General features: G+C 59.1%; 20 protein-coding genes. 13 read left to right on the plus strand and 7 right to left on the minus strand.

Translation table 11 applies throughout. From position 1 onward, the window contains the following. Positions 1-6: 6 nt before the first annotated feature. Positions 7-666: a hypothetical protein gene (locus Q1B27_RS10825; protein ID WP_299847338.1), complete on the minus strand. Its 660-nt coding sequence runs from the start codon at positions 664-666 to the stop codon at positions 7-9. A gap of 24 nt (positions 667-690) precedes the next feature. Next, complete coding sequence (locus Q1B27_RS10830; RefSeq protein ID WP_299847340.1) at positions 691-1149, minus strand: hypothetical protein; 459 nt, start codon at positions 1147-1149, stop codon at positions 691-693. Positions 1150-1334: 185 nt separating this feature from the next. Here Q1B27_RS10830 and Q1B27_RS10835 point away from each other — a divergent pair, with 185 nt between their 5' ends. After that, a complete protein-coding gene (locus Q1B27_RS10835) occupies positions 1335-1937 on the plus strand; it encodes a VPLPA-CTERM sorting domain-containing protein (RefSeq protein WP_299847342.1) in 603 nt (200 codons plus the stop codon). Between the two features lie 111 nt (positions 1938-2048). Here Q1B27_RS10835 and Q1B27_RS10840 read toward each other — a convergent pair whose 3' ends face one another. From Q1B27_RS10840 to Q1B27_RS10850, 3 genes are all read right to left on the minus strand, one after another. Then, positions 2049-2582, minus strand: a complete 534-nt coding sequence (locus Q1B27_RS10840) for a flavodoxin domain-containing protein (protein WP_299847344.1) — start codon at positions 2580-2582, stop codon at positions 2049-2051. A gap of 228 nt (positions 2583-2810) precedes the next feature. Then, on the minus strand, positions 2811-3158 hold the full coding sequence (locus Q1B27_RS10845; protein WP_299847346.1) for an antibiotic biosynthesis monooxygenase: 348 nt from the start codon (positions 3156-3158) through the stop codon (positions 2811-2813). Next, positions 3155-3478 (minus strand): NIPSNAP family protein, encoded by a 324-nt coding sequence (locus Q1B27_RS10850; RefSeq protein WP_299847348.1) that lies wholly within the window; start codon positions 3476-3478, stop codon positions 3155-3157. Before Q1B27_RS10850 ends, Q1B27_RS10845 begins: the two co-directional genes overlap by 4 nt. A gap of 72 nt (positions 3479-3550) precedes the next feature. On the opposite strand from Q1B27_RS10850, the gene Q1B27_RS10855 reads away from it, so the two are divergent. The 12 genes from Q1B27_RS10855 to Q1B27_RS10910 all read left to right on the plus strand — a co-directional run bounded on the left by Q1B27_RS10855 (position 3551) and on the right by Q1B27_RS10910 (position 18100). Continuing rightward, on the plus strand, positions 3551-4234 hold the full coding sequence (locus Q1B27_RS10855; RefSeq protein ID WP_299847350.1) for a helix-turn-helix transcriptional regulator: 684 nt from the start codon (positions 3551-3553) through the stop codon (positions 4232-4234). Between the two features lie 126 nt (positions 4235-4360). Continuing rightward, positions 4361-5821, plus strand: a complete 1461-nt coding sequence (locus Q1B27_RS10860; RefSeq protein ID WP_299847352.1) for a PLP-dependent aminotransferase family protein — start codon at positions 4361-4363, stop codon at positions 5819-5821. Between the two features lie 252 nt (positions 5822-6073). Then, on the plus strand, positions 6074-7846 hold the full coding sequence (xsc, locus tag Q1B27_RS10865; RefSeq protein ID WP_299847354.1) for a sulfoacetaldehyde acetyltransferase: 1773 nt from the start codon (positions 6074-6076) through the stop codon (positions 7844-7846). Between the two features lie 22 nt (positions 7847-7868). After that, positions 7869-8876 carry a phosphate acetyltransferase gene (gene pta, locus Q1B27_RS10870; RefSeq protein WP_299847356.1) on the plus strand — a complete coding sequence of 336 codons (1008 nt, stop codon included), beginning with the start codon at positions 7869-7871 and terminating at the stop codon, positions 8874-8876. 96 nt (positions 8877-8972) lie between these two features. Beyond that, positions 8973-9980, plus strand: a complete 1008-nt coding sequence (locus Q1B27_RS10875; RefSeq protein ID WP_299847680.1) for a putative sulfate exporter family transporter — start codon at positions 8973-8975, stop codon at positions 9978-9980. A 24-nt stretch (positions 9981-10004) separates the two neighbouring features. Continuing rightward, positions 10005-12833 carry a molybdopterin oxidoreductase family protein gene (locus Q1B27_RS10880; RefSeq protein ID WP_299847358.1) on the plus strand — a complete coding sequence of 943 codons (2829 nt, stop codon included), beginning with the start codon at positions 10005-10007 and terminating at the stop codon, positions 12831-12833. Beyond that, complete coding sequence (locus Q1B27_RS10885) at positions 12830-13603, plus strand: 4Fe-4S dicluster domain-containing protein (protein WP_299847360.1); 774 nt, start codon at positions 12830-12832, stop codon at positions 13601-13603. The genes Q1B27_RS10880 and Q1B27_RS10885 overlap by 4 nt, the downstream gene beginning before the upstream one ends. Before the next feature lies 1 nt (position 13604). Next, on the plus strand, positions 13605-14477 hold the full coding sequence (locus tag Q1B27_RS10890) for a DmsC/YnfH family molybdoenzyme membrane anchor subunit (RefSeq protein WP_299847362.1): 873 nt from the start codon (positions 13605-13607) through the stop codon (positions 14475-14477). Between the two features lie 206 nt (positions 14478-14683). Then, positions 14684-15637 carry a DMT family transporter gene (locus Q1B27_RS10895; RefSeq protein WP_299847365.1) on the plus strand — a complete coding sequence of 318 codons (954 nt, stop codon included), beginning with the start codon at positions 14684-14686 and terminating at the stop codon, positions 15635-15637. 2 nt (positions 15638-15639) lie between these two features. Next, positions 15640-16263 (plus strand): HAD family phosphatase, encoded by a 624-nt coding sequence (locus Q1B27_RS10900; protein WP_299847366.1) that lies wholly within the window; start codon positions 15640-15642, stop codon positions 16261-16263. Beyond that, positions 16260-17177, plus strand: a complete 918-nt coding sequence (locus Q1B27_RS10905) for an ornithine cyclodeaminase family protein (protein ID WP_299847368.1) — start codon at positions 16260-16262, stop codon at positions 17175-17177. The genes Q1B27_RS10900 and Q1B27_RS10905 overlap by 4 nt, the downstream gene beginning before the upstream one ends. After that, positions 17174-18100 carry an alpha/beta fold hydrolase gene (locus Q1B27_RS10910; protein WP_299847370.1) on the plus strand — a complete coding sequence of 309 codons (927 nt, stop codon included), beginning with the start codon at positions 17174-17176 and terminating at the stop codon, positions 18098-18100. Before Q1B27_RS10905 ends, Q1B27_RS10910 begins: the two co-directional genes overlap by 4 nt. A 29-nt stretch (positions 18101-18129) precedes the next feature. On the opposite strand, the gene Q1B27_RS10915 is transcribed toward Q1B27_RS10910, so the two are convergent. Next, positions 18130-20805, minus strand: a complete 2676-nt coding sequence (locus Q1B27_RS10915) for an HAD-IC family P-type ATPase (RefSeq protein WP_299847372.1) — start codon at positions 20803-20805, stop codon at positions 18130-18132. Between the two features lie 212 nt (positions 20806-21017). Beyond that, positions 21018-21455 carry a hypothetical protein gene (locus Q1B27_RS10920; RefSeq protein WP_299847375.1) on the minus strand — a complete coding sequence of 146 codons (438 nt, stop codon included), beginning with the start codon at positions 21453-21455 and terminating at the stop codon, positions 21018-21020. Between the last annotated feature and the right edge of the window lie 323 nt (positions 21456-21778).

Raw genomic sequence — 21778 nt, forward strand, 5'->3', positions numbered from 1 at the left:
CATATCTCATTCAACACGCCTGAATTCAGTGACCATCGGATTGTCCCCACCCGGCGTCTTTGCATCGCGGCGGACCTCGCCGGGAAGCGCCTGGCAAATTTCCATCGGAAACTCTCCGGTGGTGACACCCATCGACATGATGGTCACCAATGTCGCGCCATCACACTCGTATCGCATGGCAATGTCACCGCTGCCGGGCGCGGTCATCTGAGGCCGCCTGTCGATGTCGGTTGTGAAAATCTGACCCGAATAGCCGCCCGTGTCCTGACAGGTGTTCAACTGATCCCCGGTGACAGACCACCGCCCGGTCGCCGGCTGCGCCTGACCCTCAATGCGGACGGGGTCGAATTCGCCGCTGCTCCCGCCACCGCCGGTATCCGTGATATCCATCCTGCGCCCCAACGGCGCGGACTGATACGTGCCATCGTCACGATAGGTGATGACCGCCTGTCCGGGGCCTCCGGTGCCGATAAGATTGCCCTGCGTCTTGTCGTAGATGATCCCGCACACGCCCTGCATCCATTCGATCGGTCCGCCGCTGATCATCTCCCAGGTTCCGACAATACAGGCATCGACCTGCTCAGACCCCTGACAAGCGGTGGATTGCGCTGCCGCCGGGCTTGCAAGACAAAGCCCTGCACATATTAGTTTACCGATCTGTTTCATGGCCCGTCCTCCTGATGAGAGTTGCTATTTGACGCCGATCCACCCCGTTTCCTGATTGACGACCATCACCACGGCATCCTCGACCCATTTCCCGGCCAGAATGTTTCGGACCGGAACCGTGATGGTCAGACCGGTGGCCGGGTCATAGGAGGCCTCTGCACGATCAATGAAAACCTGCCCGAAATAGGCGGGCCCGCCATCATCCCGGTAGACCGCCGTGCACCCCTGAAAATACCCCGCACCGGCCAGATCGCCGGGCTGTGGATGCAGCACGGCCAGCAGCACGCCATTTCTCAGGTTCTGATCCACGTAGACGTTGAAAATGGTCACCTTGCCATTGGCAAAGCTGCGTCCGAATTGCGCCGCGCCCTCCTCCAACGCCGCCCCCGCCGGTCCGCCATCACATATTTCAAACATCTGCGCCTGTGCCGGGGACAGCGATATCAACAGCGCCAGCAGGCTTTGCCACAACCGGTATTTCATCCGGACCTCCCGAATGCATTTCCCTAAAATTCTCGTTCCAGTTTAGCTGTAACAGCCATGATCTCAAAATCGCGACCAAGCAAAATGCCACCCGCCTGGCAGAATGCGCTCCGTGAAAAATAATTTCTTGAAATGGCTTAGCGGACCGCTACTTCTTCTCAGAGTTCAGTTTTTAGGGGGTTCCAATGTTAAAAACATCTCTTTCCGCTGCCGCTATCGTGGTTTCTCTGTCCGCAGGGGCAGCCCATGCCGTCACTGTAGATTTCAACAATATTGCCACGGGCTTTTACGCCGCAGGCACCGATTTCTCGGGGATCACCTTTGACAGCGGTATCCAACTCAGGACATTCCAACAGGGTGCAGGCGGCCCCGGTATGGATGGCAACATCGCCCGACAATTCGGCGGCACACCGTTCCGTCAGGGTGAATCGATCGGTGGCGCGTTCAATGGCTTCACCGTCTCGTCGCTCAGCCTCGTGGCCGGGGATTCGGGCGGTGACATCGACATCATCAACTTTCAGGCCTTCGACAGCCTTGGCAATCTGGTGGATGAAACCGGTGCGATAAACAGCCGGTCAAGCATTCTGCTGTCGCTTTCGGGCACCGGCATCGCCAGCTTTTTCCTTGATATCGAAGACGTGCCGCAGAACTTCAACGGCTCAAGCAATTTCGACAACATCACCTTCGCGAAAGAGGCCGCCGTGGTGCCTCTTCCGGCCAGCCTGCCATTGCTCGGCGCAGGCCTTGTCGCGATGGGTGTTGTAGGCCGCAGGCGCAAGAAAACCTGACACGCCTGCTTCCGCGCGCCCGGCAAAACGATGGCCGATCAGATCAGATGATCTCGACAGGACGCTCTGGCAACAGGGCGTCCTGATTTTCTGGTCGTCCCCAAGCAGTTTTCAGCTGACCGGAACGCCCATAAACTCAGACAAGGTTCCCTTCAAACCCTCCCATTCGGTGAATTCGTGATCACCCTGCCCAAGATCGTATTCGTGCCCCTTCAGCACCACGTGCCGCAGCACCTGTGACGCAAAATAATCGTAACTGCCAGTCCGGACCGCCCCCGCGACAAGGGCCTCGGAACCCGGCGTAAAGCCGGTGCGCATCTTCATCTCGGTGACAAATTCTTGCGCCTCGTCCAGCGTATCAGGAAAGGCCGCCATCAGGCTGACAGAGATCAGCAAGGTTTCCAACGCTTCCAATTGTTCCTGCTGTGCCGCCAGAAACACCTCGAACGGCTTTGGATGGCGCCGTTCATGCACGGATGCGGCAAGAATGACTTTGTCGACACCGTCAAAGGATACCGGCACCGTCTTATCCGCCGCATCGACAAGCTCCACCTCGTGGCCCGCCGCGCGAATCTCATCCGCAAGAAATCGTACAATCTTGCCGGTCTGTCCCTCGATCGTCGCAAATATGATCAGAACCTTCATCTATGTCCTCCTCAATTGTCTTTCCGAAAAGACGCTCCTAGCCTCTATCCCGCCGTTTCGCGCGCCGAATACCATCTTGAACCGCTTGCCCGGCTGCTTTGATACGTCTCACCCAACCGGGCCATATTGGCCCTGAACACGGGGTAAATCGCATATGATGCTATGACATGCCGAACAGCGCGGCCTTGCTCTAAGTCAAGGCGGAAATCTGTATCGGGGTTTCAGCCGCTACCCGTCATGCGCCACGCGGCTGTCCTCGGGCGCCTCATCACGCTCGAACATGCCGTAGTCGCGGATCACATGCGCCACCCGCAGCCGGTAATCGGCAAACACGCCGCCCCGGCCCTTTTCCTGCGCCCGGCGGTGCTTTTCCAGGTTGCGCCAGCGCGCCACCGCCGCCTCATCCTCCCAGAACGAAATCGACAGCAATTTCGATGGGTCCATCAGGCTCTGAAACCGCTCGACACTGATAAACCCGTCAATCTGCTTGGCCAGGGGCTTCATCGCAGCGGCAATATCCAGATACTGATCCTTGTGCCCTTCGGCGGGGTGTACTTCGAAAATGATCGCGATCATTGCGGGTCTCCATGCGGTGTGCTGACCAGCTTCAGGAATGTCCTGTCCTCGCGCAACAGAAACTTCTCGGATTGCGCAAAGGCATAATTCTCCTGCCCCAGCGAATCCGCGGCCAGCCGCGCGCGATAGGCCTCATACTCGGCCAGCGACGGGATATTGTAGATGCCATAGGCCAGCGTGCTGCTACCCTCATGCGGGGCGTAATAGCCGATCAGGTCGGCCCCGTTGCGCGGAATCGCCTGCCCCCAATTGCGCGCATAGTGTTCGAACCGGTCCTTCTTGGTCGGGTCGATGTGATAGCGGATAATACATGTCAGCATGATGCCCTCTTTCGTTGTACTGACCCAGCCTAGCCCATTGCTGCACGCGAATGCTTCGGCTATGATCGAACTATGAAAGACAGCCCCGATATCTCGCGCATCGCGTCGCTGATCGGCGATCCGGCCCGCGCCAATATCCTGACCGCATTGATGAGCGGTAAGGCCCTGACCGCGACCGAACTGGCGGGTGAGGCGGGCGTGACCCTGCAAACCACCTCGGCCCATCTGGCGAAACTGGACGGTGGCGGGCTGATCCGGCCGCGCAAGGAAGGCCGGCACAAGTATTTCACTCTTGCGTCCGAGGATGTGGCCCAAGTGCTTGAGGCGCTGATGGGCCTTGCCGCCGGGTCTGGTCATCTGCGCCATCGCCCCGGCCCCCGCGACCCGGAGTTGCGACAGGCCCGGGTATGCTACAACCATCTGGCCGGGGACATGGGCACCCGCGCCTATGACAGCATGACAGCGTGCGACTTCCTGCAACATTCCACCAAGGGGCTCACGCTGACCGACGCGGGGCATGGCTTTGTCACCGGGCTTGGCATCGACCTTGAGGCGCTGCCGCCCTCGCGCGCGCCGCTCTGTCGCGATTGCCTTGACTGGTCCGAACGACGCTCGCATCTGGCCGGTCGTCTGGGCCGCGCCCTGCTCAGCCACATGCAGGCGGCGGGATGGGCGTCGCGTCTGGACGGGACGCGGGTCGTGCGTTTCTCACCGCAGGGCCTGACCGCGTTCGACCGGGCCTTTCCAATTCCCTAAGGTACCGTGACGCAGGCCGCGGCGGTTTACACAATCCGCGTACACAATTGCAACTGTGTAAACTCTGGCAGCGCCGGGCGATCAGGCCAGATTGCATGCGCCATAAGTCCAGTCTAGACTGTCACCATGGCCATATCCGTTGAAACCTTTTTCCTCGATCCCGACGCGCAGGGCACATTGCAGGCGCGCATTCAGCAGATGATTGCCCAGGGCATCCTGTCTGGCCGCTTCCGCAAAGGTGAGAAATTGCCCTCCTCCCGCAAGCTGGCCGATCATCTGGGGGTCAGCCGCATCACCGTGACGCTGGCCTATACGGAATTGCAGGCCAATGATTACCTCGCGGCCCGCGATCGCTCGGGCTATTATGTGTCTGATAATGCACCGGAACCGCCCGAGTTCTCGGCACTTCATCCGCAACAGGACAAGATCGACTGGTCCCGCGCTCTGGGGCGTCGTTTTACCGGCGGCACCACGCCGGACAAACCGCAGGATTGGTCACGATACCGCTATCCTTTCATTTACGGGCAGGCCGATCCGACACTTTTTGACCATGCCAACTGGCGCCAATGCGCGCTTCAGGCTCTGGGTCAGAAGGACTTTCAGGCGATGACGACCGATTATTACGATCAGGACGATTCCCAATTGATCGAGTTCGTCGCCCGCCACACCCTTCCGCGTCGGGGGATTTTGGCGGAACCCTCTGAAATCCTTGTCACAATGGGCGCTCAGAACGCGCTATGGCTAACCGCGCAGGTGCTGCTGACCCAACGCCGCACGGCGGTAATCGAAGACCCCTGTTATCACGCCCAACGCGATATTCTAACGCAATCGCGCTGTCATCTTGAGCCGATACAGGTGGATCGCGATGGCCTGCCACCCGACGCGTTACCCCGATATGCAGACGTGATCTTTACCACCCCCAGCCACCAATGCCCCACCAACGCCACCATGCCTCTGGCCCGGCGCAAACAGCTTCTGGCCAAGGCCGCCGAGATGGATGCGCTGATCGTCGAGGATGATTACGAGTTCGAAATGTCGTTCCTGCGCTCGCCCCTGCCCGCCCTCAAATCGCTCGATACCGATGGGCGGGTGATCTATGTCGGCAGCTTCTCCAAGTCGATATTTCCGGGACTCCGATTGGGGTATCTTGTTGGTTCCAAAGCGTTTATCCGTGAAGTTCGCGCCCTGCGCACCAGCGTGCTGCGACACCCGCCCGGCCATATCCAGCGGACGGCGGCCTATTTTCTGTCGCTCGGCCATTATGACAGTTTGATCCGAAAAATGGGCCAGGCCTATGCCAAGCGTCGCAATGTGATGGAGCAGGCACTGGCCGATCACGGGCTGGGCATTGCCGGGCAAGGTGTGTTCGGCGGTTCCTCCATCTGGATGCGCGCGTCGGACCATGTCGACACCGGTGAGTTGGACAAGCGCTTGCGGGCCAATAGAGTCCTCATCGAACCGGGTGTACCGTTCTTTCATGGCGACACGCCGCCGCACAATTTCTACCGTTTGGCCTATTCATCGATTCCGGTTTCCCGCATTCCTGAAGGCATCGCTATTCTGGCACGGGAATTGGAAAAAGCGTAATTTTCGGACACCAATCTTCCGGAAACCTCTGGAATCTATGATAAACAAGGAAAATAAGGCCTTTGGTTCTATTGGCCAATATCAAGGGCCTTGCTATTTGTTATGTTTTTTGAGATGTTTGGTCTCAATACTATAAATTTCTGGTAATACCAGAGTCACCCAACTGGCCCTAACACAGCGCTGACCACAAGGTTAGTTTCGCGCCAGATTTTCCTGCAACAAGACAATTGCGCAATGAGCGAGGACCGCCCCATGAAAATGACAACCGAAGAAGCCTTCGTCAAAACCCTGCAAATGCACGGTATTGAACATGCTTTCGGCATCATCGGCTCGGCAATGATGCCGATTTCTGACATCTTCGGCGAAGCCGGAATCAACTTCTGGGACTGCGCCCACGAAGGTTCCGGCGGCATGATGGCCGATGGCTACACCCGGGCAACCGGCAAGATGTCGATGATGATTGCCCAGAATGGCCCCGGCATCGCGAACTTCGTGACCGCCGTGAAAACTGCCTACTGGAACCACACACCCGTTCTTCTGGTCACCCCGCAGGCCGCCAACAAGACCATTGGTCAGGGTGGCTTCCAGGAAATCGAACAGATGAACATGTTCGCTGACTGTGTTGCCTACCAGGAAGAAGTCCGCGACCCGTCGCGCATGGCCGAAGTTCTGAACCGCGTGATCATCAATGCCAAACGCGCCTCGGCGCCTGCGCAGATCAACATTCCGCGCGACTACTGGACCCAGGTGATCGACATTGACCTGCCCGAGATCGTTGAATTCGAACGCCCCAGCGGCGGCGAAGACGCACTGGCCCGTGCAGCGGAACTGCTGTCGAACGCCAAATTCCCGGTCATCCTGAACGGTGCTGGCGTGGTTCTGGGTAATGCCATCGGCGACTCGATGGCTCTGGCCGAGCGTCTGGACGCCCCGGTCTGCGTTGGCTACCAGCACAACGACGCCTTCCCCGGCTCGCACCCGCTCTTTGCCGGTCCTCTGGGCTATAACGGCTCGAAAGCCGGGATGGAGCTGATCTCCAAGGCCGACGTCGTTCTGGCACTGGGCACCCGTCTGAACCCGTTCTCGACCCTGCCCGGTTACGGCATCGACTACTGGCCGACCGACGCCAAGATCATACAGGTTGACATCAACCCCGATCGCATCGGCCTGACCAAGAAAGTCACCGTCGGCATCGTCGGAGACGCCAAGAAAGTTGCCAACTCGATCCTCACCAAACTGTCGGACACCGCCGGTGACGATGGCCGCGACGACCGTAAGGCGCTGATTGCCAAAACCAAATCGGCTTGGGCGCAGGAACTGACCTCGCTCGATCACGAGCAGGACGATCCCGGCACAACCTGGAACGAACGCGCCCGCGCCGCCAAGCCGGACTGGCTAAGCCCCCGTAAAGCATGGCGTGCCATCCAGGCCGCACTGCCGAAAGATGCGATCATCAGCTCGGACATCGGCAACAACTGCGCCATCGGCAACGCCTATCCGTCGTTTGAAGCTGGCCGTAAATACCTGGCGCCCGGCCTCTTTGGTCCCTGTGGTTATGGTCTGCCCGCCGTTGTCGGCGCCAAGATCGGCTGCCCTGATACGCCGGTTGTCGGTTTCTCGGGTGACGGTGCCTTCGGCATCGCGGTCACCGAGCTGACAGCAATCGGTCGCGGCGAATGGCCTGCGGTTACGCAGATCGTGTTCCGCAACTACCAGTGGGGCGCTGAAAAGCGGAACTCGACCCTGTGGTATGCTGACAACTTCGTCGGCACCGAGCTGGACGAGCAGGTTTCCTATGCCGGCATCGCGCAGGCGTGCGGTCTGCAAGGCGTCGTTGCCCGCACCTCGGAAGAACTGACCGCAGCCCTGGATCAGGCAATCAAAGATCAGAAAGCGGGTAAAACCACGCTGATCGAAGCCATGATCAACCAGGAGCTGGGCGATCCGTTCCGCCGCGACGCGATGAAAGCGCCGGTCAAAGTGGCCGGTATCAACAAAGCGGACATGCGTCCTCAGCAGGTCTGAGGCAGGGATAAGGCCGGAACACATGACACAGACACCAATTGATCTGCTGCTCTCCGAGCTTCCGGCCACCCGTCCGACCGTTGCCCTAAGCGAAGGCAGTGACCCCCGCGTTGTCGCGGGGGCGCTTGCCGCCCACCAAGCCGGGATTGTCGATGTGATCCTGGTGGGCAGCACCGATGCTGCCCGGGCCGAGCTTGCCCGTCAGGACGCAAGCGACGGCAATGGGGTTGCCATCCACGATCCCGCCACCTCCGACCTGACCCAAGATTTCGCCGCCGCCTTCTTTGACCTCCGAAAACACAAGGGAGTTGACGAAGAGGCCGCGCGCAAAGCCGTAGAAACACCGCTGGTCTACGCCGCCATGCTGGTCCGTCAGGGCCACGCGGCGGGCACCGTTGGCGGTGCCGTTGCCACCACGTCGGATGTTGTGCGTACCGCCATCCAGGTGATCGGCAAAGCGCCGGATGCGGCGATGGTATCCAGCTTTTTCCTGATGTACCCGCCCGCAAACGCCACCGCGCACGGCCGCGCCATGCTCTATTCCGACAGCGGGTTGGTGATTGATCCCAGCAGTGACGAGCTTGCCGCGATTGCCAGCGCCTCGGCCAATTCCTGTCGCGCGCTGATGCGCGAGGAACCGAAGATCGCGATGCTGTCATTCTCGACAAAGGGCAGCGCGAAACACGACCGTGTCACCAAGGTGACCGACGCGCTGACAAAATTGCGTGCAGACCGCCCCGACCTGCAAGCCGATGGTGAACTTCAGTTCGACGCCGCCTTCGTGCCCTCGGTCGGTGCCGCCAAAGCGCCGGGGTCAGACGTGGCCGGATTGGCCAATGTGATGATCTTCCCCAATCTTGATGCGGGGAATATCGGTTACAAACTCACGCAGCGTCTTGGCGGTTATTCTGCCATCGGCCCTATCTTGCAAGGCCTGGCAAAACCCGCCAACGACCTGTCACGCGGCTGCGTTGCCGATGACGTGACCCAAATGATCGCCGTCACTGTTCTACAATCAGTGGCCCATTGAACCCAGGCAGCGATGCTCTTGCCTAAAGCAGAGCTAATGCAACCCGTGATGATAGAAGGACGTGCCAGATCAATGGCGTCTGCATCCACTGAAACCATGCCTCTGCGCATTCGGATAGAAACCCGTTCCCGCGCGCTTTTCCCCGGCATCGTCATGTCGGTCATCGTAGCGGTGACAGCACAATTTCTGTCCGATCACTATGCCACACCGGCGATGTTGCTTGCACTGCTTCTGGGCATCGCCGTCAGCTTTTTGGGTGAAGAGGGCCGGACCGTGCCCGGCATTGCCTTTTCAGCACGCACCCTGCTGCGCATCGGTGTGGCCCTTCTGGGGGTACGCATCTCGATGTCGCTGATGTCGGGGCTGGGACTTGAACTTATTGCACTGGTCATTGCCGGTGTCGCAATCACCATCGGTTTTGGCCTCGCGGTGGCGCGAATCTTCGGCCACAAGTGGCGCTTTGCGTTTCTCACCGCCGGATCGGTCGCAATCTGCGGCGCTTCCGCCGCGATGGCAATCAGCGCGATCCTGCCCCGTGACGAACGCTCGGAAGAGCGGCTGATTTTCACCGTTGTAGGCGTCACTGTACTGTCGACCATCGCGATGATCGTCTATCCGATCATTGTTCGGACGCTCGGCATGGATGATATCTCGGCCGGCGTCTTCCTGGGTGGCACCATTCATGACGTGGCTCAGGTGGTGGGCGCGGGCTTTTCGATCTCTGAACAGGCAGGCGATACCGCCACACTGGTCAAGCTTTTCCGTGTGGCGATGCTGGCTCCGGTCGTGTTGATTGCCTCTCTGCTGATCCGCAGCTTTGCCGAACATGACAAGCTGAGCGAACGCCCGCCGCTGCTTCCCACCTTCGTGATCGGCTTTCTGGTGCTGGCAGCACTCAGTTCTTTCGGACTGATCCCGCCGGTGCTGGCAGATTTTCTCAGCCAGGCATCGCGCTGGCTGTTGCTGACGGCAATCGCCGCAGTCGGCATGAAAACAAATCTCCGACAGGTACTTTCGGTCGGTGGCGCCGCGATCGCCCTGATCGTGGTCGAGACAATTTTCATTGCAGCTTTCATACTTACAGGAATAAAGTTCTTGAATTGACGGGACGAGAGGAACAATAGCCAGATGACAATCCAGCAACCCAAAATCGACACGTCCCCGAAGGTCTCTGACGAGATCCGCAAGACGACCTGTTACATGTGCGCCTGCCGCTGCGGCATCAACGTTCATATGAAAGATGGAAAGGTTGCCTACATCGAAGGCAACCGGGATCATCCGGTCAACAAGGGTGTCCTCTGCGCCAAGGGCTCTGCCGGGATAATGCAGGTCAACGCGCCGTCGCGCCTGCGCGCGCCGCTGAAACGTGTGGGCCCGCGCGGCTCGGGCGAGTTCGAAGAGATCAGCTGGGACGAAGCCCTGCAAATCGCCGCTGACTGGCTGGAGCCTATTCGCCAGGAAAACCCCGAGAAACTGGCGTTCTTCACGGGCCGCGATCAAAGCCAGAGCTTCACCAGCTTCTGGGCGCAGAATTTCGGCACGCCGAACTATGCGGCGCATGGCGGCTTCTGCTCGGTCAACATGGCGGCGGCGGGCATCTACACGATGGGCGGCGCGTTCTGGGAGTTTGGCCAGCCCGACTGGGATCACACCAAGCTTTTCATGCTCTTTGGCGTGGCCGAGGATCACGACAGTAACCCGATCAAGATCGGCATCGGCAAGATCAAGGCGCGTGGTGCCCGGGTCATCGGCGTCAACCCGATCCGCTCGGGCTATAACGCCGTTGCAGATGATTGGGTTGGTATCACACCTGGCACCGATGGCCTCTTTATCCTGGCGCTCATTCACGAGCTGATGAAAGCGGGCAAGATCGACCTGGATTACCTGGCGCGCTACACCAATGCGCCGGTGCTGGTGAATGGCGATCCGAAGTCACCTGAATACGGCCTTTTCCTGCGTGACGATGATGGCAAACCGCTGGTCATCGACCGCAAGACCGGCAAGCTAACGGCTTTCGATAAGCCCGGCGTGCGCCCCGACCTGCACGCCACCCACCGCGCCGCGGGTGTCACCCACCGTCCAGTGATGCACCTGATGGCTGAACGCTATCTGGACAAGCAATACGCCCCCGAAGCCGTTGCCGAGGAATGCGGCATCAAAGCGGACAAGATCAAAACCATCGCCGCCGAACTGGCCCGCGTCGCGTTTGAAGAGGCGTTCGAGTTGGACCATGAATGGACCGACTTCCGCGGCGAAAAACACGCCAAGATGACAGGCCGCCCGGTCAGCTTCCACTCGATGCGCGGCGTCAGCGCCCATTCGAACGGGTTTCAGACCTGCCGCGCGCTGCATGTTCTGCAAATCATCCTTGGTACGGTCGAGGTACCCGGCGGTTTCCGCTTCAAACCGCCTTACCCCAAGCCGGTTTCGGCGCACCCGAAACCCCATGTCGGTGTCAACGCCGGCGCGCCGCTCAACGGCCCGCATCTGGGCTTTGTTCAGGGGCCTGACGATCTGGCGCTCAAAGAAGATGGCTCTGCCGCGCGTATCGACAAGGCGTTCACATGGGAAAACCCGATGTCCAGCCACGGGCTGATGCATATGGTGATCTCGAACGCACATGCGGGCGATCCCTACAAGATCGACACGCTGTTTATGTATATGGCGAACATGTCCTGGAACTCTTCGATGAACACCAAAGGTGTCATGGAGATGCTGACCGACACGGATGAGAACGGCGATTACGTGATCCCGCGCATCATCTATTCCGACGCCTATTCCTCCGAAATGGTCGCCTATTCCGACCTGATCCTGCCTGATACCACCTATCTTGAGCGGCATGATTGTATTTCGCTTCTGGACCGCCCGATTTGCGAAGCAGACGCTGCAGCAGATGCAATACGCTGGCCGGTGATCGAACCGGATCGCGATGTGCGCGGTTTCCAGACTGCGCTGGTGCAACTGGCGAACAAGATGAAACTGCCGGGCTTCACAAACGAGGATGGCAGCGCCAAGTACGAAGATTACGCCGACTACATGGTCAACCACGAACGCCGCCCCGGCATCGGCCCTCTCGCAGGGTGGCGCATGGGTAAAAGTGGGCTGACCCATGGTCGCGGCGCCCCGAACGAAGCGCAGCTCAACAGTTACATTGCCAATGGCGGATTCTTCGTCAAACACATCCCGGATGCGTCGGCCTATTACAAACCCTGGAACAAGGACTATCAGGACTGGGCGGTCGAGATGGGGATCTATGACAGCCCGCAACCCTATGTCTTCGATCTCTATGTCGAGACGATGCGCAAGTTCCAACTGGCCGCCGAAGGTCACGGTGACAGACAGCCACCTGACCATCTACGCGAACGGATCAAGCAGACAATGGACCCACTGCCGATCTGGTACGCGCCGTTCGAAGACGACAACGTCGATACGTCCGAATTCCCGGTCCATGCACTGACACAGCGCCCGATGGCGATGTATCATAGCTGGGGTACGCAAAATGCCTGGCTGCGTCAGATCCATGGTCGCAACCCGCTTTACGTGCCCACCAAGATCTGGGAGGCCAACGGCTTTGCCGAGGGCGACTGGGCACGCGTGACCTCCGCCCACGGTGAGATTACAGTGCCCGTGGCGCATATGGCCGCACTCAACGAAAACACCATCTGGACATGGAATGCGATCGGCAAGCGCAAGGGTGCCTGGGCGCTTGGTGAAGACGCGTCCGAGGCCACCAAGGGTTTCCTGCTCAACCACCTGATCCACGAATTGCAGCCACCCAAGGGTGACGGGCTCCGGTGGTCAAACTCCGATCCGATCACCGGTCAGGCCGCGTGGTTCGACTTGCGGGTCAAGGTTGAAAAGGCCGACGCGCCACCGGAAAGCCAACCCGGTTTCGATCCAATAAAATCCCCGGTGGCCCAAGGCCCGAATGAGCTCACATGGAAGGTAGGCAAATGACAACCCTTCCTGAAACAACCAACCGCAAGCTGGGCCTTGTCATCGACCTTGATACCTGCGTCGGCTGTCATGCCTGTGTCATTTCGTGCAAGGGGTGGAATACCGAAAACTACGGCGCACCGCTGAGCGACCAGAACGCCTATGACGGCGCCGCCTCGGGCACGTTCCTCAACCGCGTGCACAGCTACGAGGTGCAGCCGCTGGCCACCTCAGAGATGCCGCACCCGGCGGCGCAGCTCATTCACTTCCCGAAGTCGTGCCTGCATTGCGAGGACGCGCCTTGCGTCACCGTCTGTCCTACTGGCGCCAGCTACAAGCGGGTCGAGGACGGCATCGTGCTGGTGAACGAAACGGATTGCATCGGCTGCGGCCTATGCGCCTGGGCCTGCCCCTACGGTGCGCGCGAACTGGATGCCGCCGAAGGTGTGATGAAGAAATGCACGCTCTGTGTCGACCGCATCTATAACGAGAACCTGCCCGAGGTGGACCGTGTGCCCGCCTGTGTGCGCACCTGCCCCGCCGGTGCCCGGCATTTCGGTGATTTCGCCGATCCGGAAAGCAATGTCAGCAAGCTAAGTGCCGAACGTGGCGGCATGAGCCTGATGCCAGAACAAGAAACGAAACCCGTCAACAGATACCTGCCACCGCGCCCCAAGGACCAGATGGACCAACCCGAGCAGATAGACATTCTGGCCCCTTTCCTTGAGCCAATCGTTGAGGAACCCAAAGGTTTCCTCGGCTGGCTCGACAAAGCTTTGGAGAAGATCTGAGATGCATCCCGCCCCTTCTGTTATCGTCTTCACCACCCTTTCGGGCCTGGGCTTTGGCCTTCTCTTCTGGCTGGGCTTTGGCCTGCCCGACGTCTCCGGCTGGGTCGCCTTCGTGTTTTTTGCCATTGCTTTTGGTTTGGCTGTCGGTGGGCTTCTGGCCTCGACCTTTCACCTGGGCCACCCGGAACGGGCAATCAAAGCCTTCAGTCAATGGCGCAGCAGTTGGCTCAGCCGTGAAGGCGTGGCCGCCGTCGGTGCGCTTGTCACAATGGGCATATACGCCGCCGCGTTGATCTTCCTGGACGTGAAATTGGCACCTTTGGGCTGGATCGGGGCACTTCTCAGCCTCGCCACGGTCTATGCCACCTCGATGATCTATGCCCAGCTCAAGACCGTGCCGCGCTGGAAAACCAGCCTGACGCCAGCATTGCTTGTATCCATCTCACTTGCGGGCGGTGCGCTTCTGGCCGGCCAGGTCACATTTGCCATGATCCTTCTGCCGATTGCAGCGGTCATTCAGGTGATCTGGTGGGTCCGCGGCGATGGCGCCCTTTCAGAGAGCGGCACCGACATGGCCAGCGCCACAGGCCTAGGCAATATCGGACAGGTCCGCGCGTTCGAGCCGCCCCATACCGGCACCAATTACCTGCTGCGCGAATTCGCCTTTCAGGTCGGTCGCAAACACTCGATGAAGCTTCGCGCTATCGCATTGGGGCTTGGCTTCATCCTGCCCCTGCTGCTACTTTTCGTGCCGTTCGGTCACGTTCTTGCCTTTCTCGCAATCCTGCTGCACCTCATCGGCATTGCCGCTTCGCGCTGGTTGTTCTTTGCCGAGGCCGAGCATGTTGTGGGCCTCTATTACGGCAAGCGGTAACGTCACCGACACGGGCGCAAATTTTTGGCTGCCAATCTGTCACGGATTGGCAGCCTTTTTTACCCACACGCCGCGCTGCCAGCTAAATCGACACTAAAATGAATGCGTTGTCGGACGGCGGTAACCGGTCCTGATGGCGGCCTCGGGCCTTTACAATTGTCCAACGCTGACCTCATCTGATCTGGTTGTTAACAAATCAGATGCCGATGACCACAACCACCGTTCAACGATCCAACCTGGCTGGTGCGCTTTGCGCACTGATCGCAGCCATGTGCTTTTCGCTGAATGATGTCGGCATTAAATTCCTCAGCGACCAATATGCACTACACCAGATTGTCCTGTGCCGCGCACTTGTGGGGCTGGTCACATTCCTGGCGGTCATCATGCCCCTCTCCGGCGGTTTTCAGGTGGTCCGCACCAAGCGGATCGGCTGGCATCTTGTGCGCGGGATTTGCGTGGTACTGGCGAACTCTTTCCTGTTTCTGGGGCTGGCGGCGATGCCGATTGCAGATGCAGTGGCCGTGTTTTTCGTTTCACCCCTGCTGATTGCGCTGATGTCCATCGTCTTTCTGGGTGAAACTGTCGGCCCTCGCCGCTGGGCGGCTATTGTCGTGGGTTTCTTGGGCGTCATGGTGATCGTCAAACCGGGAACGTCAGCATTCCAGATCGCCTCGCTCTTTCCCATAACGGCGGCCTGCCTTTATGGCGTCATGCACATCGTGGCGCGGCGCATCGGCAAGACCGAAAGCGCGGCAACTATGACCTTCTATATCCTGATCAGTTTCATCTTTGTCAGCGGATTTGTCGGGCTGAGTGTTGGCGACGGGCGCTATGCCGGTCAGGGCCACCCTTCCTACGAATTCCTGCTGCGCGCCTGGGGCCCGATAGACCTTGCCGATGTGCCAATCCTGGTCATGCTGGGTGTCAGCGGCGTTATGGGCGGTTTCCTGATCAGCCAGGCCTACCGTATTTCCGAGGCTGCCTTTGCAGCGCCGTTCGAATATGTGTCGATGCCGATGGCAATCATCTGGGGTATCACCGTTTTCGGCACCTTCCCCGACCCCACCGCATGGATCGGGATTGCGCTGATCCTCGGATCGGGCTTGTATCTGGTCTGGCGCGAAACCATCAAGGGGCGCACCCAAAGCATGAGGCGATAAAGATGAGCCAGATTGAAGCCGTGGTGTTCGATATCGGCAACGTGCTGATCGAATGGCAGCCCGAACGTCATTACGACCGGCTGGTCGGTCCTGCCCGCCGGCAGGCGTTTTTCGAAGCGTTCGATTTCCACGGGCTGATGAACCGCATTGACGAAGGCGCACCCTTTGGTCCCACCATCACCGCCACGGCTGAAGCCCATCCCGATTGGGCGACCGAGCTTTGTATTCTGCGCGACAATTGGGGCGATCTGGCGCAACCTGAAATCTCACATTCCGTGCGTCTGATGCGGGCACTGAAAGCGCGGGGTGTTCCTGTCTTCATCCTCAGCAATTTTGGCGCCGAGAATTTCCCCGAAAGCGAGGCGCAATTCCCATTCCTGCGCGAATTTGACCGCCACTATATCTCGGGCCGGATGGGCATGCGCAAACCCGATCCCGCGATCTACCGCGCCGTCGAAGAAGATAGCGGCGTTGCCCCGAACACCCTGCTTTTCGCCGATGACCGGCACGAGAATATCGACGCCGCCCGCGCCCGCGGCTGGAACGTACATCTATTCGAGACCCCAACCGGCTGGGCCAACTGTCTGGTCGATGCCGGGTTATTGTCGCGCGAGGAAGCCCTATGAACATTCCCTTCATTCCATTTGACGAGGGGGAGGCCAACCTGAACTGGCTGACGCTCTGCGATGCGCTTGCAAACGGGCACAAATTTCCCAAGGCCAGGATTGACGACACCTTCCTTTATCGCGATCCTGACACGCTGCTTAGCCGATCAGCGTGGATCGACGGGATGGGCGTAGCGGTAAAATCGGTCACGGTTTTCCCCCGGAATCCCGAAACTGGCAAACCGCTGATCCACGGCGCGGTCACGCTTTTTTCCGATACGGACGGTACGGTTGCGGCGGTTCTGGACGGCCAGCTGGTAACCAAATGGAAAACCGCCGGAGACAGCCTGCTTGCCGAGACACGGCTCGCCCGACCCGACAGTGAAAACATCCTGATCGTTGGGGCAGGTACCGTTGGTCGCTCCCTTTGGCAGGCGTATTCAGCCGCCTTCCCCAAGGCAAAATTCACGATCTGGAACCGCACGGCCGAGAAAGCCCGGCAGATGGCTGCCGACTGTCCCGGAATGCGGGTCGCAACCGATCTTGAGGATGCGGTTCGCGGCGCCGACATCGTGACCAGCGCCACCATGTCGACCGAACCTCTGCTAAAGGGTGACTGGTTTCAACCTGGTCAGCATATCGACCTCATCGGCGCGTATCGCCCTGATATGCGCGAGGTTGACGACAACGCCCTCAAACGGGCACGCGTTTTCTGTGACAGCTATGACACCACCCTCGATCACATCGGTGAATTCAAAATCCCCATCGCAAACGGTGTGATCCGCCGGGAAAACGTGCTGGCCGATTATTATACCCCCGAGGCTTTCAAACGCCAAACCGACGACGAAATCACGCTTTTCAAGAACGGGGGCGGGGCGCATCTGGACCTGATGACCAGCCGGTACATCCTTGATGCCTGGGACGGTGCATCATGATCTGGGGTCTGCTTGCTATCCTGGCGGTGATCATTGCAACGCCATTCGTGGCCGAGGCACGACGCCCCCGGATGGACCGGGCCACGCGGGCCAATGCGCCCGGTGAATTTGCCAACCTGTCACGCGGGATCACACATTACCACTGGATCGGGCCATCGGATGGCCCTGTAGCGGTCTGTGTGCATGGGTTGACCACGCCATCCTTTGTCTGGGAACCGATTGCCAACGGGCTGGCAGATCAGGGGTTTCGGGTACTGCTCTATGATCTTTACGGGCGAGGCTTTTCAGATCGGCCCAAGGGCCCGCAAGATGCCGATTTCTTCGTCACTCAGTTGCACGATCTGCTTCAGGATCAGAGGGTCGATGGCGGTATCACCCTGCTGGGCTATTCAATGGGCGGGGCGATCGTGCCCGCCTTCGCGGCGCGCCACCCCGAAATGCTGCGGCAACTGGTTCTGCTGGCTCCGGCAGGCATGGGTCACGACCTTGGCCCGATCGCGCGGCTGGTGACCAATCACAACTGGTTGGGGACATGGCTTATGATGGCATTCTATGGCCGGTCCTACCGTCAGGCGCTTGACGCCGAACGTGACCTGCCAACGGCGATTGACGGTATCGTCGATCTGCAAATGGCCGAGCTGGATTACCGTGGTTTCCGCCCGGCTGTTCTGTCGTCAATGCGCGAAATGCTGGACATGGAGTTGAAGGCAGAGCATCGCAAGATCGGAAAAACAGGCCCACCGGTACTGGTGATCTGGGGGCGCGAGGATGAGGTGATCCCGATCTCGGGCCTGGACAAGTTGGCAGAATGGAACCCCGCTGCACAACAAGAGGTGATCGACGACGCGGGCCACGCACTGGCATATACCCATAACGATCAGGTTCTGGAAGCCATGCGCAGCGTTACCGACAAGCGCGACTAAACCGGGCCAGCGTTACAACGACAGCCCGGTCAAATCCTGTTGTTTCCCGTCAAAATAAGGCGCAACTGCTTTTCGGTTTCGATGATGGCGAAAAATGCGATACCGACAACGACGATAAGTATGCCATCTGCCAGTGGCACCGCCCGCGTACCAAGGATTGCCTGCGCAAAGGGAAGATAGGTCACTGCGAATTGCGCGACGGTAGCGACAATGACACTTACCCATACCGCCGGCGTCCCCCTGAACGCACTCAGGCTCAAGGACGTTCCAAAGATGTTCCTGATGTAAAACAAGTGAAAGATCTCCAGCACAACCAGCATGTTCATCGACATGGTTTGCGCCAATAACAGCGGGTAACCTTTGTCGAGCGCATAGGCGAAAATACCAAAAACCGCCGCGAGAAAAAGCGCTGTCACGAACACGACATGCCACACCAACCCGCCGGTCAACAGCCCGGCACCTCGCGGGCGTGGTGGACGGCTCATGGTCTTGCTCTCGGGCGGTTCATAGGCCAGTGCAAGGCCAAGAGTGACCGCCGTGATCATGTTTACCCAAAGCACCTGAACTGGCGAAACCGGAAGCGCAAATCCAAGAAGCAGTGCCGCCGCAATTGTTCCTGCTTCACCCGCGCTGGTGGGCAGCACCCAACTGACAACTTTTCTGATATTGTCCCAGACCGTTCTACCTTCGCGCACCGCCGCCGTGATCGAGGCGAAGTTGTCGTCCGCCAGTACCAATTCAGCCGCTTCCTTGGTTGCCTCGGTCCCGGTGATCCCCATGGCAACACCGATATCCGCACGTTTGAGCGCGGGCGCATCGTTCACGCCGTCGCCGGTCATCGCAACAATCAGATCATGGGTCTGCAAGGCCGTCACAAGGCGCAGTTTGTGCGCGGGCGAGGTGCGCGCAAAGATATTCGTGCCCAGCACAGCAACGGCAAGAACGGCGTCATCCATCCGCTCAATCTCAGCTCCAGTCAGGATTGCATCTGGGTTTTTCAACCCGATCTGCCGGCCGATTGCGGCGGCGGTCCCGGCATGGTCACCCGTAATCATCTTGACGTCTATCCCGGCACGGTGGCACTCGGCGACGGCGGCAATTGACTCGGCGCGGGGTGGGTCGATCAACCCAACAAGTCCCACAAAGGATAGCGTCTCCGCAAGTTCGGTCTTCAGGGTATCGGACGACGCATTCGTCCGTTGCGCAAAGGCCAAAACCCGTTGCCCTGATGCGGCGATACGATCGGCCTCGGCCTGCCAGAATGCGATGTCCAGCGGGGCGCATCCGGTGCCTGCGACCTGATCGACACACATCTCAAGTACCTGTTCCGGCGCGCCTTTGACCAGGATCAGAGGGCTCCCCTCGCCGGCTTCGACCAAGACGGCCATATAGCGGCGCTCTGCATCAAAAGGGATCTCCGCCCGGCGCGTCCACCCGTCGCTGACTTGCTGGGCCTTGGCGGCAAAAGACAGAAGGGCCCCCTCCATCGGATCGCCGTCCACGTGCCAGGTGCCATCCGCCACATGCAACGCCGCGTCGTTGCACAAACGGGCAGCACGCGCGAGATCTTTCAGCGCGTGACCATCCGCAGACCCGCCGCTCTCGTTCTGAAATCCCCCTTCGGGGCTGTACCCGTTGCCGGTAACAACGACGCGTCCTTCGGGTACCACGGCCGTAGTTACCATCATCTCGTTGCGGGTCAGCGTTCCGGTCTTGTCGGTACAGATCACCGAAACCGCACCGATCGTCTCGATCGCTGGCAGGCGTCGGACGATAGCGTGACGCTTTGCCATCGCCTGCACTCCAACCGCCAGAGCGATGGTCATCACGGCGGGCAACGCTTCGGGGATTGCTGCGACGGCAAAGCTCACGACAGCCATAAACATCGCATCGAATTCAATGTGCCGGATAAAGTAGCCAAAGGCTAACAGCCCGCCCGAAATCAACAGGATAAGCACGGTCAACCAACGGGCAAACTTGTCCATTTGGACGACCAGCGGCGTTTTCAACGTCTCGACACCGCCCAACATACCGCTGATCTGTCCAATCTCTGACGCAGCGCCCGTCGCCACAACAAGCCCGCGACCGGTGCCCGATGTAACCAAGGTACCGCTGAAGGCCATCGCCGTGCGGTCCCCCAGAACGACCTCTGCCGCAACCGGTTCGACGCCTTTTTCGACCGGCATTGATTCACCGGTCAGTATCGCTTCCTGAATGCGCAGCCCGTTGACCTCAGACAGGCGCAAATCGGCGGCGACACGGTCCCCCGCTTCAAGCAAAACGATATCACCCGGAACAAGGTCCGCCGCATCAACACTGACCCGCTGGCCTGACCGCAAGACCGATGCATGCGGGGCCAACATCTGTCTGATCGCGATCATCGCGTTCTCGGCGCGACCTTCCTGAACAAATCCCATGACCGCATTGACCAGCACCACCGCCAAAATCACCCAGGTGTCGATCATATGCCCAAGCATCGCGGTAATCGCGGCGCCACCAATCAACACATAGATCAGAACATTATGAAATTGCAGCAGGAACCGCACCAAAGCCGGACGGCGGGATGTTTCTGGCAACAAGTTTGGCCCATGCTCGGCACGCCGCAACTCAACGTCACTTGGGGTTAGTCCCGTTTCTGGTGATCCAAGCGCCGCTGAACAATCGGCGACACTCTTCGCATGCGGGTCAGAGATCACAACAGTCATGATTTTCCTGTAGTCAACTGGATCAGACAAACGCGGATATGGCACTGCTCGGTCGATGCCCCGACACGCCGGTCAGGCACATATGATCATTTGCCAAGCGCCAGCGGTTACCTCGTGCAGAAAGCAGGGCGCGCCGGGGCGGGCCTTGCAAGCAGAACAGATAACCGCCAGATCAGGTTCAGCGGATTTTCGGAGGCCCGAGCGCCAAAGCTTCAGACCGGTTCAGATTTTGCTGATTTAACGGCCTTTTCGGCAGTCTTCTTTGCCGCCTCTGCGATCTCAAGCTCGCTTTGCGATACATAGTTGGCGCAGCGCGTGATCATGTTGAGCCATTCATGGGCGTCTTCGACCATCCTTTCCATCGAATGCCGCTGCCAATCAGCAATGGTTTGCATTGCGTCGCCTGGCGCGCCTTTTTCACCGGTGGTCGATTTACGCGCAGCAAGCATGGCGGTGCGCGTGGCCTCGTGACGGCGCTCGAACCAATGGCGGGTATAGGCCTCGGCTTCGTTCAGAATGTTTTCCTGCGTGTTCCAGAACTGTTCAACCTGGGGTGCGATCATCGGACTGGGCGAGAGGGCACTTTGCAAAGACTTCACTACATCCGAATAGAACTCAGGCATTTCTGTCGTCGGATTTTTCTTGGCCATCAGAGTATCTCCTTATTTGGCATGAGGTCTTGATCCGATTCTGACAGAAAGCGCGCACTACGACTTTAAGAGAGATCAAAGTGGGACTGGCTGATTGTGCATTTTCCATCCCGGGCATTCATCGGTGGTGTTCGAATTGATCTCAAACCACCCCGGCAATCTGATTTGCATCAATGCCCGGATCAGAAAATCGGGGTAGTTGGAAATGCGCCCTATTCGATGCTCAGCAGAGAAGCCCAATGTCACAGCACGCGATCGCAACCCAGCCTAAAGACAAGACTGTTCCGGCACCGCAAACTCGGTCGGAGGCCCCGACCTCCTCT

It is taken from the genome of uncultured Roseovarius sp., assembly GCF_947489715.1.
Taxonomy (GTDB): Bacteria; Pseudomonadota; Alphaproteobacteria; order Rhodobacterales; family Rhodobacteraceae; genus Roseovarius.